At 62.8% G+C, this 17673-nt stretch carries 19 protein-coding genes; 9 read left to right on the forward strand and 10 right to left on the reverse strand.

The window, feature by feature from the left end; genetic code table 11:
• The first annotated feature begins 157 nt into the window (after positions 1 to 157).
• Positions 158 to 1738, forward strand: a complete 1581-nt coding sequence (locus CIK76_RS12450; RefSeq protein ID WP_141393550.1) for an alpha/beta hydrolase domain-containing protein — start codon at positions 158 to 160, stop codon at positions 1736 to 1738.
• A gap of 424 nt (positions 1739 to 2162) precedes the next feature.
• On the forward strand, positions 2163 to 2648 hold the full coding sequence (locus CIK76_RS12455; protein WP_096286942.1) for a hypothetical protein: 486 nt from the start codon (positions 2163 to 2165) through the stop codon (positions 2646 to 2648).
• 132 nt (positions 2649 to 2780) lie between these two features.
• Here CIK76_RS12455 and CIK76_RS12460 read toward each other — a convergent pair whose 3' ends face one another.
• From CIK76_RS12460 to CIK76_RS12470, 3 genes are all read right to left on the reverse strand, one after another.
• Positions 2781 to 3137, reverse strand: a complete 357-nt coding sequence (locus CIK76_RS12460; RefSeq protein WP_096286944.1) for a GntR family transcriptional regulator — start codon at positions 3135 to 3137, stop codon at positions 2781 to 2783.
• Positions 3134 to 4021 carry a hypothetical protein gene (locus CIK76_RS12465; RefSeq protein ID WP_141393551.1) on the reverse strand — a complete coding sequence of 296 codons (888 nt, stop codon included), beginning with the start codon at positions 4019 to 4021 and terminating at the stop codon, positions 3134 to 3136. The genes CIK76_RS12460 and CIK76_RS12465 overlap by 4 nt, the downstream gene beginning before the upstream one ends.
• 510 nt (positions 4022 to 4531) lie before the next feature.
• Positions 4532 to 4951: a ClpX C4-type zinc finger protein gene (locus CIK76_RS12470; protein WP_096287045.1), complete on the reverse strand. Its 420-nt coding sequence runs from the start codon at positions 4949 to 4951 to the stop codon at positions 4532 to 4534.
• A gap of 85 nt (positions 4952 to 5036) precedes the next feature.
• Between CIK76_RS12470 and CIK76_RS12475 the strand changes: the two genes are divergently transcribed.
• Entirely contained in the window at positions 5037 to 6290 is a 1254-nt protein-coding gene (locus CIK76_RS12475) for an MFS transporter (protein ID WP_096286948.1), read from the forward strand.
• An 89-nt stretch (positions 6291 to 6379) separates the two neighbouring features.
• Here the strand turns inward: CIK76_RS12475 and CIK76_RS12480 are convergent, their stop codons facing one another.
• Complete coding sequence (locus CIK76_RS12480; RefSeq protein WP_096286950.1) at positions 6380 to 6805, reverse strand: hypothetical protein; 426 nt, start codon at positions 6803 to 6805, stop codon at positions 6380 to 6382.
• A gap of 200 nt (positions 6806 to 7005) precedes the next feature.
• Between CIK76_RS12480 and CIK76_RS12485 the strand changes: the two genes are divergently transcribed.
• Positions 7006 to 7437 carry a hypothetical protein gene (locus CIK76_RS12485; RefSeq protein ID WP_096286952.1) on the forward strand — a complete coding sequence of 144 codons (432 nt, stop codon included), beginning with the start codon at positions 7006 to 7008 and terminating at the stop codon, positions 7435 to 7437.
• A 116-nt stretch (positions 7438 to 7553) separates the two neighbouring features.
• Here the strand turns inward: CIK76_RS12485 and CIK76_RS12490 are convergent, their stop codons facing one another.
• The gene (locus CIK76_RS12490; RefSeq protein WP_096286954.1) at positions 7554 to 8837 is read right to left on the reverse strand and encodes a dicarboxylate/amino acid:cation symporter; all 1284 of its coding nucleotides are present in this window, start codon (positions 8835 to 8837) and stop codon (positions 7554 to 7556) included.
• A gap of 315 nt (positions 8838 to 9152) precedes the next feature.
• On the opposite strand from CIK76_RS12490, the gene CIK76_RS12495 reads away from it, so the two are divergent.
• The 4 genes from CIK76_RS12495 to CIK76_RS12510 all read left to right on the forward strand — a co-directional run bounded on the left by CIK76_RS12495 (position 9153) and on the right by CIK76_RS12510 (position 13437).
• Positions 9153 to 10091 carry a dihydrodipicolinate synthase family protein gene (locus CIK76_RS12495; protein WP_255248456.1) on the forward strand — a complete coding sequence of 313 codons (939 nt, stop codon included), beginning with the start codon at positions 9153 to 9155 and terminating at the stop codon, positions 10089 to 10091.
• 3 nt (positions 10092 to 10094) lie between these two features.
• Positions 10095 to 12356: an excinuclease ABC subunit UvrA gene (locus tag CIK76_RS12500; RefSeq protein WP_096286958.1), complete on the forward strand. Its 2262-nt coding sequence runs from the start codon at positions 10095 to 10097 to the stop codon at positions 12354 to 12356.
• 3 nt (positions 12357 to 12359) lie between these two features.
• On the forward strand, positions 12360 to 12839 hold the full coding sequence (locus CIK76_RS12505; protein WP_096286960.1) for a GNAT family N-acetyltransferase: 480 nt from the start codon (positions 12360 to 12362) through the stop codon (positions 12837 to 12839).
• A 76-nt stretch (positions 12840 to 12915) separates the two neighbouring features.
• Positions 12916 to 13437, forward strand: a complete 522-nt coding sequence (locus CIK76_RS12510; protein ID WP_096286962.1) for a DinB family protein — start codon at positions 12916 to 12918, stop codon at positions 13435 to 13437.
• Here the strand turns inward: CIK76_RS12510 and CIK76_RS12515 are convergent, their stop codons facing one another.
• The 5 genes from CIK76_RS12515 to CIK76_RS12535 form a co-directional block, all read right to left on the reverse strand.
• The gene (locus CIK76_RS12515; protein WP_096286964.1) at positions 13438 to 13968 is read right to left on the reverse strand and encodes a hypothetical protein; all 531 of its coding nucleotides are present in this window, start codon (positions 13966 to 13968) and stop codon (positions 13438 to 13440) included.
• Positions 13969 to 14091: 123 nt separating this feature from the next.
• Positions 14092 to 14685 carry a TetR/AcrR family transcriptional regulator gene (locus CIK76_RS12520; protein ID WP_096287047.1) on the reverse strand — a complete coding sequence of 198 codons (594 nt, stop codon included), beginning with the start codon at positions 14683 to 14685 and terminating at the stop codon, positions 14092 to 14094.
• A 27-nt stretch (positions 14686 to 14712) separates the two neighbouring features.
• Positions 14713 to 15099, reverse strand: a complete 387-nt coding sequence (locus CIK76_RS12525) for a hypothetical protein (protein ID WP_096286966.1) — start codon at positions 15097 to 15099, stop codon at positions 14713 to 14715.
• A 421-nt stretch (positions 15100 to 15520) separates the two neighbouring features.
• Positions 15521 to 16531, reverse strand: coding sequence for an NADP-dependent oxidoreductase (locus CIK76_RS12530; RefSeq protein WP_096286968.1), 1011 nt, complete (start codon positions 16529 to 16531; stop codon positions 15521 to 15523).
• A 46-nt stretch (positions 16532 to 16577) separates the two neighbouring features.
• A complete protein-coding gene (locus CIK76_RS12535; protein ID WP_096286970.1) occupies positions 16578 to 16964 on the reverse strand; it encodes a DUF1304 domain-containing protein in 387 nt (128 codons plus the stop codon).
• 99 nt (positions 16965 to 17063) lie between these two features.
• Between CIK76_RS12535 and CIK76_RS12540 the strand changes: the two genes are divergently transcribed.
• Positions 17064 to 17642 carry a TetR/AcrR family transcriptional regulator gene (locus CIK76_RS12540; protein ID WP_096286972.1) on the forward strand — a complete coding sequence of 193 codons (579 nt, stop codon included), beginning with the start codon at positions 17064 to 17066 and terminating at the stop codon, positions 17640 to 17642.
• The last annotated feature ends 31 nt before the right edge of the window (positions 17643 to 17673 follow it).

A 17673-nucleotide genomic window follows, 5' to 3' on the forward strand; every position in this document is an offset into this window, starting at 1 on the left:
AAGGCACCGGGCCACCGGCATTTAACCTGCTCTGCGAAGTGGTGCCGGCAAGTTATGGCAACCAGTGGACTGCCCGATCTGGCCCCTGAGATGCTGGCGACCAGGGGGTGCGCAACTGCATCCCGATCATCACCTTAGCCCCACGAAGGAGTGGATCGTGCCTCATCAATCCAGAAACCTGCGATACCGGAAGCTCTTGGCAGCGTCCTGCATCGGCGCGCTAGGCCTGGGCTTGCTCGCCTCCCCGGCGGGCGCGGCCCCGGCCAAGCATCCGCAGCCGGGCAGCAGCACGCTCGAAGCCGTCCCCGAGGTGCTCGGGCCGATCGAAGCCACCGGGGATAGCTATCCCTGGTCCTCCCTGACCCACGCCCGGGTGCCGGCGGATGTGTCGGAGCTGGGCTACCTGGAGGAAGAGTTCTTCCTGCGCGGTGAAGCAAACGTCTACGGCAATCCCGAGGGCGAACTGCAGGTAGTCACGGAAAACGTGCCGTATACCAACCACCTGCTGGTGCGCCGCCCGGCCAAGAAGGCGGACTCCTCTGGCGTGGTGCTCGTGGACATCCTCAACGCCTCCAACGGCTTTCCCGGCGAGGACCACCTGCGGCGCATGTGGGACTGGGCTGTAGAAGAAGGCCACACGATCATCGGCGTGACGTCCAAGCCCATCCAGGTCGACGCGTTGAAGAACTTCGACGCCGAACGCTATGCGCCGCTGAGCTGGGATACCGCGGAGGCTGAGCGCGAACCGATCATCGCCGACCGCGATGACCCCTCGTCCTTCGACCCGTTCATGGTGGTGCCCGGAGCCGAAGAAGGGCTCGCCTGGGACATCATCACCCAGGTGGGAACGCTGCTTGAGAGCAGGCAAGGCCGTGCGGTGCTTGGCGGCCAGCACGCGAAAACCGTGCTGCTCATGGGCCAATCCCAGTCCGGGATCTACCTGAACACCTATGCCTCGAACTTCCACGAGCCCGTCACCGAGGCTAACCGCGGACCGGTTTTCGACGGGTACCTGAACACCGTCGGAGCCGTCCTCGAGCGTCCCCTGGCCCAGGCGCAGACCGGCGGGCTGGTGACGGTGCCCGGGTCCGAGCCGGCGCTGGATGTCCCGTTCATCACGGTCACCTCCGAGGGTGATGCAGGCCTGTTCGGGGCCGCCACCCTGGCCGAGAAGGAGCTGCCGGAGAATCGACGTCACTGGCAGGTGCCGGGCACGCCGCACACCGATCTGCTGTCGCCGGTCATCCCGGCGGATGCCGAAATCTACCGTTCCGGACGACTGCCGAATACCGCGGTGCACGACGAGGCATTCCGCAGCACGCTGAACACCTTTCCGCTGGAACCGGCGATCGTTGCGGCCACCGAGTCGCTGATCAACTGGTCCAAGCGAAATCGCGAAGCCGCGCCCTCTCAGTGGTTCGAGCAGTCGGCGGGCCAATTGGTACGCGGCGCGGACGGCAATGCCGCCGGCGGACTGCGCTACGGGCTGCTGGAGCACCCGTTGGGCCAGTTCCTCGGGGCAGCGCATCCGGGGGCGGTATACGGCTCGATGGAGCTGATCTCCGCGGAAGAATTTGCGCAGAGCTACGGGACCCGGTCCGCTTATCTGGAGCTGGTCGGCAAGGTCGATACGAAGCTGATCGAGCAGGGCTACCTCACCGAATGGGGGCAGCGGTACTTCGCCGAAGTGGCCAACGATCTCCTGGATCGCATCGGTGTGCCGGCCGGCACGAAGTAGCTTCCGAATAACGGTTGAGCGCAAAAGCACCTGGGACCAACGCTTATGCGTTGGCCCCAGGTGCTTTTGGCGGTGCGCACGGTCTCCGACGGCTGCTGGAAGCGCTGTCGCCCCAACTGCGCGATTACCCCGGCTTGAGCGGCCATCCGGGTTTCGCCGAAGCGTAGAGGTGATGCCCGCGGATGTCTCTCCATACCCACAATCACCTGGGTCATAGCTCAGACTCGCAGCGTCCGGGTCTGGCAATGAAGCTCGAGGCACGAGCCGCATCCGTCCACATCCATCCTTTGCCTATGGTTCAAAGAGGGACATCCATGAATGGAATCGAGGTCTCGGCGCCAGAAGTTCCGGTGGTGGATCGGCGTACGGGATCGGAGCAGCAATACCCGAAGAGAATCCAAGCCGGTAGCGCTAGGCTGGCCACATGATGAGGATTGTTTCAGCTCCGGCGGATCTTGTTGTCGCAACCAATGAAGGCGTAGACGTACGGTTTGCCGGCATCGAAGCGATGGCCGATGTACCGATCGTTTCCGACGAATGGCTGGGACGCGAGGGCGTCAGGATCTGCTTTCAAGGCATTCGCAGCCACGAGACTTGGCAGCGCGACGTTCGCTACGAAGAGCAATTGGCGCAATGGGCCGAGCTGAGGAACCGTGATGGGGAGGAAGCCGCGGGAGACCCGCCATCAATGCCCGGCCAGCTCGATCTTGGTCCGGTTGGAGCGGTCATCTCCGACGACGCGGCGACCACTTACCGGTTGAGTGCCGGACAAGTCGCCGGGAGCGCGGCGGGGTGGGAGGCCTCTTGGGTGTATCTTCCCGAGCCTCCGAAGACAGCTCGGCTCTTAACGCTTGAATTCACTCTTGATAGTCAGCTAACCGGCAAGACATGCCAAGTGCGATTGGACTGACTCGGGAAAGTGCCGGTTTTGGGCTCGGCCCGCGGTCCAGGGGTATCACAAGCGCCGACTTTTGGCCTCTGCCAGTGCTGGGAACGGAGGATTGCCATGCTCAGGGCCGCGAGGTCCAGAGCGGAATGCGGGTCAAGATGTGGACCATATTGCGCGTAGGATACGGATCGTTTCATCTAGCTCAACGGCTTCGCTTTTGCTCGTTTTGACAAGGTGCGTAGCCGCTGAGAGAACAGCGCCAGGGGTGGCCGAGCCATTTGCGCTGACGCGTGTACCACTTCCGATCCGGGTGACGAGGAAGCCTTCGCCCTCAAGGGCCGTATAGGCTTTGGCAACTGTGCCGGGCGCTATGCCTAAGTCATTGGCCAGTTGCCGGACGGAGGGCAGCTTCTGGCCGGCGGATAACAAACCGGAGGTAATGAGCCCGAGAATTTGGTCCCGAATCTGATCGACAATCGGGGTGCCTGATTCGGTGAGGGTGATGATCATGGCCGCGCTGCCTTGCTGGTTTCATGTGTACGCGTGGCGAGTGATCCGATCAAGACTGACCACCACAACACCATGCCGACGATAGACGCAAGGAGCGCAGCCACCTGCAGCACTGGCCCAAGTGCCGCAAAGGAGGTTCCGAACTCCGACCATCCCGTTTGAGAATAGCTGAGCGAGGCCGTGCCTGAGAGGGTTTGCAGGGTGACGCTGAGGTGGAGAAGCACCCCTCCAGTGGCGACAGAGAAGATCTTGCTGCTGCGTACGGCCCTTTGGCCTGCATCGCGTTGTGATTCGCTGGCTAGTGCTGGACGTGAAATCGAGCCAACACCGATCAGTACAGTCATGCAAATGATCGCGATCAAGATCAAACAAGGCGTCGAAAACCACCATCCGTAGATATTCGTGCTCGCGCTGACGCCTTCGGCGGGGTGCATCGTGAACATCACATATCTGCCGCGTTCGTCAGGGCTTGAAGCCAGTCCAGCGAAAAGCGCGATGGCGAACGCCGCAGCCACCACAGCGGCCAGGCAAGCTAGCCAGGCACGAGAAGTGAAAGTCATGAGTGTGCGTGGGGCCAGCGCGGCGGAACCGCTCGGGCCGGATGCAGGCGCGGGAACCACCATGAAGATCAAGGCAACAACGGTCAAGACCAGTGGGGCCAGATAACGGACAAGCTGCACTACCAGGACTGGGTCTTCACCGAGGTTTGCCAGCCTCCACAAGTACAGGGGCCAGGCGGCCAATGCGATGACGCCTCCAAGCGCGAGGACCATTCCGAGGAGAGTGGATCGACGTACGGCTTTGGGCAGGACCAAGTGCGCTCGCCGGCCGAAAAGCGCCATAGCTAACGCAATGAGCAGTGCAACAACAGTTGGGCCTGCCATGTACAGAATCATGATCATTGAATTTGCCTCCCGAAAGTGTACTAGTGCTATGGCACATAAGTGTGCCATAGCGTTAGTACACTTTCTAGGGCTAGCACCATTTGATCCGGGCATCACGCTGCGCCGAGCGCTGGGACACGGAGGAAAATAATGCCCCTCAATGAGAATTCGCTTCAGCTCGAAGTGAAGCGTCTGATCAATCCATCGGGCACGGTCTTAGCGCTGGTCGGCCACCGTCACGACGGTGATCGAATATGGGATCATCGAACTCGCGTCGGTCACTGCCATGACTGCAATTCCAGCCGCGATCCAGCCTTATGCAGCTCAAGGCTGCCGACCATTGTCCGCATCGGAACACGAGTCGTCAATCGGGGATACAGGCTGGGAAACGCTTGGGTTAATCACCGTCAACGCCGGCCGACCCTTGCGTGGGAACGGCTATGATATTCTCCGCGCCCGGGTGCGGCCGGCCAGTTTCTTGCCGTGCGGACGAACCTCAATTGGCTCCGGCTACTGCCCATCCTCGGCGCGTTGGGCGGCAGTCGATTGGTGGAACCTTTCCCACGCCGACTGGCGCGACATCCCCAAGGATTCTCCGATGCTGGCCCAGCTCAGCTTCCGCACCCTGGCGGCAGAGACCCAGTTGCGAAGGTGGCCCTCGACGTCGTCTCGCGCCTTGGCCACACGGGGAAGCTGCCGGAGCAGGTCCGCGTCATTCAAGATGTCCCATGGGGCACGCGCAATCGAGTGCGCCTCGGGATCCGCTTTGTGAAAAAGCCCTAGGGCAGCCTCCGCGCATTGACGGCAGATACCCACCGCTGGCGCTCCCACCAGAACGCCCGTTTCTTCACGCGATCGGAGGCAGAACGAACACATGAACGGTTGGTCGGCACTGGCAATGTCCTTGACGCCGCCGATTTCATTTCCCATGAAACCAGTCTAGGCGAACTTCTTGTTTTGTCAGCCAGTAGCTGACAAGGTGTAAGGAAATACCTGACACGAAGTTTGGGAGCCCATGACCTTTCACGATCCGACCGCGCTAGCCGAGCAAACACCGCCAAGGCTCCCCCGCGCCTTCACCTCTATGATGTCGACCAGCGCCGCGGAGGGTTTTGGCGACGTGCTGGCCCGGACGCTCCTGCCCATCCTGGCGGTCTCCATTTTGGGCTTCGGTACGGGATTTGTGGGGATCCTCAACTCGATCGGGCTGGCTTCGTTCCTTCTGCTAGGCGTGCCGGTTGGCATGCTCATTGACCGGTTGAGGAACCGACATCGGGCCATGCGCGTGGCCACCATTGCCCGGTGCCTGGTACTGCTGGGCCTTTTCGCATCGCTCTATGCCGGTTGGCTTTCGGGTGCCGTGGTCATCGGCGCCGCGGTGGTCATCGGATTCGCAGATGTCGTGTTCACCACCGCCCAAAGCACTGTCATTCCGCGGCTGGTCCAGACCGAACGCTTAAAACACGCGTACTCACGGCTGGCCATCGTCAATCAGACAGCATCCACCGCTGCTGCGGCCACCGGCAGCCTTACCTTGGGATTGCTCGGTATGCCCGGCATGATCTGGGCGGCAATATGCTCCTACGCGGCGTCTGTCCTGTTCCAGCGCGGCATCAAGTTAGATTCAGCCCCTGCCCAGCGAAGTCCGGCACGCCGGGGAAAAGGGAGTTTCCGCGACGGATTCCAGACCTTGCACCGAGTACCTGCCTTATGGGCCTTGACCCAGTCCGGAGCACTGACGAACGCCGGGGTCATGCTGGGTAACACCGTGCTGCCGGTCTTCCTTTTGCGGGACCTCGGCGTTGCACCTGCAGCGTTCGCCGCCCTGGGAATCGTCTCCGCGATCGGCGCCATCCTCGGAGCAGGCCTTTCACCGCGACTTTCGGCGAAATTCGGTCTGAGAACGCTTCGAATCGCGGCAGCGTTCCTTTCGGTTCCCGCTGTAGCCATGGCTATCGCCTGCCAGCAATTGCCCGGCCACGAACTCATCTGGCTATCGGCCCAATCCCTCACATGGAGTTTTCTGGTTTCGATATCCGCAGTTGCCGGGGCGGAAGTCCTGCCACGTAGTGTTCCTGCCGAGGAACTGGCCACCGTGGGCTCGGCCCAACGGACCATCACCCTGGGCATCATGCCTATTGCTGCACTACTGGGCGGAGCAATCGCGGCATTAACCGGGCCCGTCCCGCTGCTGTGCGTCTGGGCGGTGTTGGCGGGAGCCGCCGCGCTACCGATCCTCCGCGAACAGTCCCTGAAGTCGTTTCGCTAGCAGGCAGAGGATGCGGCGCATGAGACCACGCGCCTTCACGGACCGGGAGAGCAGACAGCAAACGAGCTGCCGCGCAGTTGCCTAGCTGATCAGTTCACGGCGAAGAGCGTCGACCAAGACACGTCGATCACGCATAGTCCATCGTCGGTTTCGCGATAAAAGACGTCTCCCGGGTAGTCGGTGCCGGGCACTGCCCCCTCGGGAAGACCTTCTAGATTGATGCTCCACTGAGGGTCGAGCGCCGCTTGATCAACCCAATGCCCGGCGAAGAACTCCTCCGGCTCGCCGGCGGAACGCCCCGACCAGTCGCTGGGCGATCCGAGATCCGCAACGGAATCCTCGCAGACAGTGTCTGGCGTTTCGCCCGAAGCCATATCACTGACAAACTGCTCGGTCGTTTGAATCACCTGGGCACCATCGTTTCCCCAGATGAGGCTGTCAATTGCGCATCCAGTCAATAGCGCCGCGAGCGTACCTACCGAAAGTCCGTAAACGGCTCTGCGAATCCGTGTCATGCTTCAAACCTACCGCCTTGCCTGCCCGTCCTTCGTATGGAAGCCAAACAACGAATGCTATGCCCGGTAATGGTTCCTTCATCGGGCAGGAACTAGGACGAACCGATCGCTTGGGGTCAAGAAAACATCAGCCGCGGGACCTGAAACCTGTGCTGAGGTAGCCTTTCATTAACGTCCACCCGGAGGGTTCGAAAATGCGCATGCGTAGGATTTCTTTAGCAGCCATTGGCATCGGTGGGGTGCTGGCACTCACCGCGTGCTCCGGGCATAGCGGGATTCAGGCACTGGATGAGCAATTCGCTTCCGAGGATGCCCTGCCCGCAGCGGTTGATTTGGGAGATGCCATAGACCGGGAAAGTTCAAGGCACCTGACTACCCACGAACAGGTCCGGTATTTCGTAGCCGCCTCCCCTGATTCCTCGCTAGGCTGCATCATCGTTGTTCCCCCAGGCGCAGATCCCCATTGGTTTTCCGGCTGCAGTTCGCTGGGAGCAACCGACGTGATAATGACCGCGTCGGCTCCACCCAGCGGCCTTGCGGCTTCCCTAGTCAGGGATGACGCTGATACCCGCGAGCTGGAATCCGAAGGATGGATCAGGATTGACGACAATGTCCTCATCCCCAGCCCGTAGCGACGTTCCTTTAACTTCTGCGGCCCCACCGCGACAAGCACAACCGTTGAACGCTTAAAGCACCTGGGACCAACGCATACGCGTTGGTCCCAGGTGCTTTTTGGTGCAGCGAAAAGCTACTCGGCCAAGGTGTGCGACTCTTTGCCGCTGCCCGCGATGACCTCGACCTGCTCATCGGCAGGATCCTGTGCCTGCGCGCCGAGCTTGCCGCGGGTGAGCTTGTGCATGATCAACGCGATGGCGCCGTCGCCGGTCACGTTGGTGGCGGTGCCGAAGCTGTCCAGCGCGATGTAGGCGGCGAACATCAGGCCAACCTCGACCTCGCCGAAGCCGAGCATCTGCGCCAGCAGGCCAGCGGCAGCCGCGATGGCACCGCCGGGAACGCCAGGAGCGGCGATCATCATGACACCGAGCATCAGGATGAATGGCAGGAATGCGCCGAAGGAGACATTGCCGCCGGTGAGCAGCAGCACGGCCAGGGAGAAGCAGGTGATTTTGACCATCGAGCCGGAGAGGTGGATGGTTGCACCCAGTGGCACCACAAAGCCTGCCACCGAATCGGAGACGCCGTTCTTCTTCGCCGAGGCGAGGGTCACCGGAATGGTGGCCGCCGAAGAGGAGGTACCCAGGGCGGTGAAGTATGCGTCACGCATATTCCACAGCGCCTTCAGCGGGTTCTGCCCGGTCATCGAACCGGCCACCGTGTACTGGACCAGCAGCACCACAAGGGTCAGCGCGAAGGAGACCACGGCCACGAGCAGGAACTTGGTCACCACGGTCACGGCCGAGCCGCTGGCCGAGAGGTCAAGGAAGATTCCGAAGATGAACAGCGGCAGTGCCGGGACGATAATGCGGCGGATTACCATCTCGATGATGGTGCGGAATTCGACGGCACCGCGGAAGAGCACGGTGCTGCGGAATGCGGTCAGGCCGATGCCGATCACGAACGCGAGGATCAACGCGCTCATCACACCGATGACTGGTTCCAAAACGATCTCGGTGGCCCCGTCGCCGGCGGATGTCACCAGCGAGATGTAGGCCTCGAACCCGGACCCGGAGTCCTCGCCGAGGGTTTCCACGCCGCCGCCGCTGAGCGAGGCGGTGAACAGCCAGCGGCCCACGAAGTAGGCGAGCAGGCCGGCCAGAACGGTGGAGGAGTAAGCGATCAGCGCCGTCACGCCGAGCCACTTACCGGCACCCTTGCCCAGCTCGGCGATCGCGGGCATCACCAGGCCCAAGATGATCAGCGGCACGATGAAGCTCAGGAATCCCGAGAAGATCGAGTTGTAGGTGAGGAAAGCGCTGCCCAGCCACACCGGCATCACCGGCCCAAGCAGAATACCCAGGACGATAGCAACAAGGATCCACCCAAGCAGTGGGATCTTTTTCAACAGGTTCATGTGCTTCTTTCATGGTGACGAATGATGTGTGACGAGCTGAGGGGCGTCGAGACCACGGGTTTTGTGGCGCACGACATGCATCCACCATGTTATGGCCTGCACTCGGTTCTTAGAAACCATGAGCCAGGTCATATGGATGAGACGTGGCTCAATGCCGCCAACTCTCGCCTTTTGTCCAGAGAATCCCGCGCTTTGGCGAATCCACGCAGCGTTCCGTCTCCGAACAACGGTTAAACGCTAGCGCTCCAGCCCGTGGAGGGACACCAGGTTACCTGCACCGCGTCATATTCTGCCACGGCGCTACCCCCGGCTTTAATGAGAGACACCATCCTATCCGCCCATGACTTGGAGCACCTCGATATGTTTTCCGGGCTCAGCGCCTTCCCGCTCACTCCCCTGGTCGAGGACAGCCTCGACGAGCCACGCTTCACCGCGCTCATCGAGCGGCTATCTGGCAGCGGCGTCGACTCGATCACCGTGCTCGGTTCCACCGGCATGTACGCCTATCTCGATCCCGGCGAGCGCGCCCGGGCAGCCGAGCTGGCGGTGCCTGCCGCCAACGGAACGCCGGTGTACGTGGGCGTCGGTGCGCTGCGCACCTCGCAGGTCTTGGCGAATGTGCGTTCGGCCGAGCTGGCCGGGGCCCAAGGACTGCTCCTGGCGCCGGTCAGTTATCAGCCGCTGACCGAAGATGAGGTGTTCGCCCTGTTTGCCGCGGTCTGCGCGGCGAGCACCCTGCCGGTAATCCTCTATGACAACCCGGGCACCACCCACTTCAGCTTCAGCCTGGAGCTCTACGCGCGCATTGGCGCCCTGCCAAATGTCGCGTCGATCAAGATCCCGCCGCTGCCGGCTAACCCGCAAGCGGCACGCGAGCACGTCGCAGCCATCCGTTCGGTGATCCCGGCGGACGTCACGCTGGGGATTTCGGGAGATGCCGTCGCCGCCGCGGGCCTGGCCGCCGGGTGCGACGGGTGGTACAGCGTGCTCGCCGGAGCCCTGCCGGAGCTGGCGCTGCGGATCTCCAAGCCGGCCAGCGAGTCAGACCATGAGCGTGCGCTCGCCGAATCGGGGCAGCTTGCCAGCCTGTGGGAGTTCTACACCGCCTGCGGCGGCAGCGCCCGCGCCATCGCGGGACTGGCCCGGGAACTCGGCATGGTCTCGGACTCCGCCCTGCCGGCCCCGTTGCACAATCTGAGCGAGGAACTGCGCACCCGGGCCAGGGAGCTGCTGCGGGAACTGGGTAGGATTTAGCTCATGACCCAGCATCCTGCAGATACCCACGACCTGATCCGCGTCCGCCAAGCACGGGAGAACAATCTGCAGGGGGTGGATGCGGACATCCCCAAGCGCCGCATCACCGCTTTTACCGGAGTCTCCGGCTCGGGCAAGTCTTCGCTGGTCTTCGGCACCATTGCCGCGGAGTCGCAGCGGCTGATCAACGAAACCTACACCTCCTTCGTTCAGTCCTTCATGCCCTCGATGCCGCGGCCCGATGTCGAGGTGCTGGAAAACCTGTCGGCGGCGATCGTGGTGGATCAAGAGCGCATGGGGGCGAACTCGCGCTCCACCGTGGGCACCGCCACCGACGCGTACTCGCTGCTGCGCGTGCTCTACTCGCGCTATTCCACGCCGAGCGCCGGTGGGGCCGGAGCGTACTCGTTCAACCTTGGCGAGGGGGCCTGCGCGACCTGCGAGGGATTTGGCACGGAGGCGAGCATCGACCTGGACGAACTGCTCGACTGGGATAAAACGCTGGCCGAGGGAGCCATCACGGCCCCGAACTTCGCCCCGGATTCCTGGCTCTGGCAGACGTTGACCGCGGGCACCGAGCCGGACCTGCAGGTGAAGCTCAAGGACATGCCCAAGGACATGCTGGAGCGGATGCTCTACGCGGAGCCGGGCAAGGTCAAGCTCAACGGGGCGAATATGAGCTACTCCGGGCTGATCACCCGGATCAAGTCCAATTACATCCACTCCGGCCGGGAGATCAAGCAGGCGCATATCCGGGATTGGATCGAGCGGATTTCCACCACCGCACCCTGCGCGGCCTGCAACGGTTCGCGATTGAGCGAGAAGGCGCGCGCCTCGAAGATTGCGGGCCTGGGCATCGCCCAGATGACCGCCATGCAGGTTACCAACCTGCATGCGGAGCTCGTGAAGCTGGTGATCGAGGACGCCGCTCCGCTGCTGGCCAATCTGCGCGCGATTCTCGCCTCCATGATCCAGATCGGCTTGGGCTACATCTCACTGGACCGCCCGGCCGGCACCCTCTCCGGAGGCGAGTCGCAGCGCGTGAAGATGATCCGCCATCTGGGCAGCGCGCTTTCCGATGTCACCTACGTCTTCGACGAACCCACGGTGGGCTTGCACCCGCACGATATCCAGCGCATGAACCACCTGCTGCGCGACCTGCGCGACAAGGGCAATACGGTGCTGGTCGTCGAGCACAAGCCCGAGGTCATCAAGATCGCCGACCATGTGATCGACCTCGGCCCCGGCGCCGGGCTGCACGGCGGCAACATCAGCTACGCGGGCAACCTGGCAGGCCTGCTGGCCAGCGACACGGTGACCGGCAGGCACTTCTCCGCCCGGGTGCCAATGAAGCAAAATGTGCGCAGCGGCCAGGATCCGCTGCAGATCCGCGCGGCCAGCACGCACAACCTGAAGAATATCGACGTGGACATCCCGCGCGGCGTGCTGTGCGCGATCACCGGGGTGGCCGGCTCCGGAAAGTCCACGCTCATCCACAGCACCATCTCCAAGCGCGAGGACGTCGCGGTGGTGGACCAGTCCGCCATTCGCGGCTCCCGGCGCAGCAACCCGGCAACCTACACCTCGATCCTGGATCCGATCCGCGCGGCCTTCGCCAAGGCCAATTCCGTCAAGCCGGCGCTGTTCAGCGCCAATTCGGAAGGGGCCTGCCCGAACTGCAACGGGGTGGGCTTCACCTACACCGATCTGGCCACCATGGCCGGAGTGCAACTGCGCTGCGAGGTCTGCGAAGGCAAGCGCTACACCGCGAAGGTCCTCGAATACCGCTTGGACGGGCTGAACATCGCCGAGGTGCTCAACCTGAGCATCGAACAAGCGTTCGAACAGCTCAAGGTCCCCAAGGCCAAGGCGATGCTCGAACGGCTGAACCAGGTGGGCCTGGGCTACGTCAAGCTCGGCCAACCGCTGAACACCCTCTCCGGCGGCGAACGCCAGCGCCTGAAGCTGGCGATCAACCTGGGCAAGGGGCAGGGAACCTACATCCTGGACGAACCCACCACCGGCCTGCACATGGCGGACGTGGACCGGCTGCTGGGATTACTTGATGAAATGGTGGACGAAGGCAACACGGTGATCGTGATCGAACACCACCTGGCCGTGGTCGCCCACGCGGACTGGGTGATCGACCTGGGCCCGGGCGCCGGCCACGACGGCGGCAGCATCGTCTTCGAAGGGACCCCGGCGCAGCTGGCCGGCTCCGGCACGCTCACCGGCCAGCACCTGGCCGAATACACCGCCGGCTAGCCCATGGACTTCACCCTGCGCGCCCCCGAACCGGCCGATGTCGAGGCCCTTGCCCAGCTGCATACCCGCTGCTGGAAGCAAAGCTACGCCAACCAGCTGCCGGCCGATTACTTCACCCCGGAGCAGCTGGAGTCACGGCGCACCCTCTGGGGGCGTCTGGTCGCCGACCAGAACCCGGCACTGCGCCGGGTCGTGGCCGAGTCGCAAGGAGAACTGGTGGGTTTCGCGCTCGCCGGGCCGGGACTGGATGGCGAAGACCGGCTGCAGCTGTACAGCCTGTACTTGCTGGCCCAATGCCATGGAAGCGGCATCGGGCAGGGGCTCTTGGACGCGGTGCTGGGAGACGAGCCGGCGGTGCTCTGGGTGGCCCGGGGCAATCCACGGGCCACGGCGTTTTATCGGCGCAACGGATTCGCCTTCGATGGGGCCGAAAAAACAGATCCAGGGCTGCCGCAAATGATCGAGTTGCGCATGCTTCGCTGAGCGAATCCGCACGGGCCTACAATGAAGTTCGGTGGGTTGCCCGCCGGTTCGAGTTCTCTGCGTGAGGTGCACTGCGATGGAGGAGAATAAGTCCCGGATCGTTAGGGGCTACCGGCAGGATGCGCAAAGTCTGCACCGCCTGCTGCGCACCGCCAGCCGGGCCGACCTGCGCCGGAGCAGCATCGGCACCGGCTGGAGCAATGAGCAGCTGCTCTTCCACATGGTCTTCGGCTACATGGTAGTCCGCGCGCTGATCCCGCTGGTCCACGTCCTGGTGCGCTGCCCGGCCGGGGTGCAGTCCGGATTCTCCCGGCTGCTGAACGCCACAACCCCGCTGTTTCATCCCGTCAACTACGCCGGCTCCTGCGCGGCGGCGCTGGTGTTCAACCACCGGCGCATGGAGCGCCGGCTGTGGCTGACCATCAATGCCCTGGAGCGGAAGCTGGATCGGGAGAGCCCCGCCGCGCTCTTGCGGCGGGCGGATTTCCCGGAGCGCTGGGACCCGTTTTTCTCCCGATCGATGACGCTATCCGAGATCTACGCCTACCCCAGCCGGCATTTCGCATTCCATGCCCGGCAGCTGAGCCTTCGGCCCTAGCTATTCGCTGGTGAAGATCTTCAAGATCTCCGGGTCGCTGTCGCGCCCCAGCTTCTGGTCGATCCGGAGCGCCAGCTGCGCTTGGCGCATCATGGTCTCGTGCTCGGGGCGCAGCTCCGGATTCAAGCGTATTCCCATCGAGCTAAAGCGCCGCGACTTGCTCAGCGCCAGATCCTTGACCATGTCGTGGATCATCGCCAGATCCTCGGGCTGCACCTTCCAGCGCAATTTGCTCAGCCGTTCCCATTCGCGGCGCTGCTCCTCGTCCAGGCCCTCGGGCATCTCGCCCTGGCCCTGGAGGTGCGCGAGCATGGTGGTGCCCAAATTCTGCTCAACCGTGCTGTCGGCCAGGCAATGGTTGACGGCGTTTTCCACGCGCACCCACCATTGCTCGGCGCTTTTGATTTTAGTCCGGAAGCGCAGGGCCCTGAGCGCCACAAAAGCACCCGCCGCGGCGACCAGGACGGTGAGCAGCGGGGCGAGCAGCAGCAGTCCCGCGACCGGCCCGGAGGTCGAATCCAATCCATACATGATCCGATCCTAACCCGGTGGGCACTTCTTGTGGCTGGCCAGGTCGATTAAATGCGGATCATGATCCGCCAGGGCCCATCAGACCGGCGAGGCTTGGAGCACGGTGCTCAGGCGCTGTTCATTTCAGGGATTCGGCGTACCGCGGCCGACGGCCGAGGTGAAGTAGAAGTCCAGCATCTCGTTCAATGGCTGGGCATTTCCCCGAAGCCGGCTGCGCAACGCGGCGCCTTCCCAGCAATCCACCAAGAGGGTGGCCATGATTCGGGGGTCGGCCCCGGCCGCAACCTCGCCGCGTTCGATAGCCAGCTGAAGGCAGGCCGCGATCCGTTCGGCGATCTGGGTCAGGCATCCGTCGATCTTTTGCCGGAACACCTCGCTGACCCCAGAGAGTTCCTGGCCCAGGCCACCCAGGAGACAGCCCAGATAGCCCTCCTCCCGGTAGCTCTGCTGGGTCAGCTCGAAGAAGGCCCGCACCCGGTCCAGCGGAACACGTTCCTCATTGTTCAGGCATGCGTCGAGACCGTCGTGAACCCCGCGCATATACTGCCCGATGACTTGGAGCGCAAAATCCTCCTTGTCCCGGAAGTGATGGTAGAAGGACCCCTTCGGGGTGCCGGTGGCCGCGAGCAGTGCCTGGATTCCCAGATCGTTGTATCCCTGTTTCAGCAGCATCGGCATCCCCGCATCGAGCAGGAGCTGCTTGGTCGGATGGTGCATTTGAGCAGACGGTGCGGCCACGAGGGGTTAGCCACCGACTTTCTTGATCATATGGTCGATAACCTCGCTGTGCGGCTGCTCCGGACTGAACATGACGATTTGGGCATCTGCATCGACGCGCACGTTGTGGCCCGACGGCCAGTAGAAGAGATCATGGGCGGCGACCGTTTCCTGAGCGCCCAGGGAATCTGTGGTGGTGATCCGGCCTTGCAGCACGTAGCCCCAATGCGGGCATTGGCACAGATCGCCTTCCAGTCCCTCGAACAACGCGGTGGTGTCCACGCCCGCGGCGAGGGTGAAGTATTCACCGCTGATGGACTCGAATCCGCTCCCGTCGCCGAATCCCTTGCGCTGACGGATTACCGCGCCGGGAATTTCCATCCTGACTTCGACATCGCCCCTTGCCACACGCATGATTCTTCTCCCTTGAAGAAATACTGCATCAAATTAGACCGGTCGGTCTATTTCTACTCTACGCTTCACTCCGGCGCTCTCCTAGGGGTAGGAGCCAGATACTTTCTCGGCTTTCCGCGGCCGCCGTTGCGATGCGCACCGGGAACCGCAAGGTGGCCTGCGAGAATCGAGTTTTTATGCACGCCCGCAATTTGCACCGATCGGGGCGAGCGGTGACCGGCCAAGTTCCGAAGCCTGCGAATTTCGCCTCGCCAAGCATGGTTGAATCCCCAGGCCCGCGGATTGGCTCACCGAATCACGCATGGTCTTGGTCGGCAAAATTCTCAATGCACTCTGGCAGCGACGGGAGACAGCAGGAGCGCAACTGGGCTCTGCAAAGTCATTGCAGAGCCCAGTGGCACTCACTTCATGGTGCTGGCGGCTAGATCCGCACCAGCATCTTGCCGGTGTTGGCGCCGCGCATCATGTCCAGGAACGCATCCACGGTGTGCTCGATGCCGTCGACGATGGTCTCGTCGTAGGCGATCTTGCCCGCGGCGAACCAATCCCCCATTTGCTGCCCGAATTCTCCGGACAGGTGCAGGTAGCTGGAGAGGGTGAAGCCCTGCAGCTTGAGCCCGCGGGTGATCAGGTTGGCCATATTGTCCGGGCCGGCGGCTTTTTCGGTGGTGTTGTATCCGGAGATCGCCCCGCACAGTGCGGCGCGTCCACCGTCGTTGAAGGAAGCTAGCGCCGCTTCGAGATGCTCGCCTCCGACGTTGTCGAAGAACACGTCGATTCCCTCGGGAGCGGCGGCGGCCAGCTGGCCGCGCACATCGCCGTCCTTGTAGTTGAACGCCGCGTCGTAGCCGTACTTGCTGGTGAGCAATTCGACCTTCTCGGCGCTGCCGGCAGAACCGATGACCCGCTTGGCTCCGAGCAGCTTGGCGATCTGTCCGGCCGCGGTACCCACGGCACCTGCGGCGCCGGAAATGAAGACCGTCTCCCCGGCCTTCAACGAGGCAATCTCGGTCAGGCCAACATAGGCGGTCAACCCGGTCATCCCAAGGATATGCAGGCGCAATGACAGGGGCATGCCCGGAATCTCGGGAACCTGGCTGAAGCTGGAGGCTTCTTCCTGGACGGTATCGGACCAGCCGTGCTGGTGGAGCACCACCGTTCCGACCGGCAGCTCTTCGGCTGCGGACTCGACGACGCGGCCGATCGCGCCTCCCGTGATCCGTTCGCCAATCCCGTAGGGCGCAACGTAGGAACGCGCGTCGCTCATTCGTCCGCGCATATATGGGTCAACGGATAGGAATTCGTTGCGTACTCGCACCTGGCCGGCACGCAGCGGCCCGAAGGCGCTGGTGGTGACGTTGAAGTTTTCGGCAGTTGGCCAGCCGGTGGGACGGCTAGCTAGCTGGATCTGCGTACTGGTAAATTCGCTCATCCTGATGAGTACCTTTCTGGGGGTGGTTGTCGGGTACGGAAATAACCTAGAGGGCCAGACCGAGGATCATGAAGATCACCGCGAGGAGCGGCAGCACTCCCTGCTTCAGCGCCGCGGAGGCCTTGTCCGGGCTGGAGGTCAGCAGTACCGTGGCGGCAAGCACCATGGAACCGGCACCGGTGAGCACCAAGGTGGCTGCGATCATCGGCTGGCCCATGAGGAAAAGCACCACACCGAGCAAAACCGCGATTCCGAGGAACAGGTTGTAGAAGCCTTGATTGAAGGCCAGTTCCTTGGTGGCCTTCGCTTCCGCCTCGCTGGTTCCAAAAATTGCGCGCGCTCGCGGGGTGGTCCACCACACGGATTCCATCAAGAAGATGTAGACGTGAATGATTGCTGCCAACGCGCCAAGCACGAGTCCGGTAATAACCATGATGGAGGGCTCCCTACGGGCTTAGTGGCCCAAGTTATTTTGTAATGACCATTTCAATATATACTGGAATGGTCGTTACCGAAAGTGGAAAGGTATGTGATGGCAAGAACACTAGCTTTCGACCGCGCGGAAGTCATCGAAAATGCTCGCTCGGTTTTCTGGTCGAAGGGCTTCGAGGCTACCTCGGTGCCCGAGCTCGAAGCCGCCACGGGACTCAGCCGCTCGAGTATCTACAATTCCTTCGGTTCCAAGCGTGGCCTGTTCGATGCGGCTGTCGTCAGCTACCTCGAAGAAATCGTGCGGCCTCGGCTGCTCCCGCTGCTCGCAGACCAGGTTCCGGCCTCGGCGCTCACCGACTACCTGCAGGGGCTCGCCGCCGTTTTTGCCCGCCCAGAATCCCTGCCCGCCGCGCATGGCTGCCTGTTGATCAATACCGCCAGCGCACCTTTGGCCCAGGACTCGAAGATTTCGCGCATCATCGGCGAATACCGCGCCGAGTTGCAGGCCGCGATACTCCGTGGCGTGGCCAGCGCGCTGCCCGAGGCGAGTGCGGAGCGCGCGGGCATGCTGAGCACCGCGATCACCGGCCTTGTGGTCGCATCTTTCGCCCTGGTGCGCATAGCGCCCCAGGAGGCCGTGCGGCTGCTGGCCACGGCAGAACTGCTGCTCGCCGACTGACCTCCGATTAAACGAGCACACCCGCAGATTC

It is taken from the genome of Glutamicibacter sp. BW80 (genome assembly GCF_002332385.1).
GTDB lineage: Bacteria > Actinomycetota > Actinomycetes > Actinomycetales > Micrococcaceae > Glutamicibacter.